This window comes from Streptococcus suis (assembly GCF_002960445.1).
Taxonomy (GTDB): Bacteria; Bacillota; Bacilli; order Lactobacillales; family Streptococcaceae; genus Streptococcus; species Streptococcus hyiners.
Map to the genome: position 1 here is coordinate 1 of NZ_POJD01000071.1, position 315 is coordinate 315.

Consider the following 315-nt stretch of genomic DNA (forward strand, 5'->3'; position numbering starts at 1 on the left):
CCAAATTCTTATTCCGTTCGATAATTTCATAAGTGATGCGGGTGATTGCCCGTTTCATAGTCATATCGTCAACGATTTCTTTTGTCTTCATAAGACCTCCAAAAGTATAGAAAAAGTCTCCTTATACAAGGAGACTATGAAAATATAGGCTAGTTAGAACCAACCTGCTTAACATCCGACTCCTTGTCTGCCTCTCTGGACAGGTTTTAAAGGATTTATTAAGCAGAGTATAGCATAAAATCTCAGCCTTGACAATTTTTTTCTGAAAAAATATAGAAATTATCGGATTTTACTGAGAATTTTTTCCAAAAGACA

General features: G+C 34.6%; 1 pseudogene. It reads right to left on the reverse strand.

The features are described from left to right. A pseudogene (locus tag C1G53_RS01330) lies at window positions 1-91 on the reverse strand (bifunctional pyr operon transcriptional regulator/uracil phosphoribosyltransferase); the annotation flags it as partial. Between the last annotated feature and the right edge of the window lie 224 nt (window positions 92-315).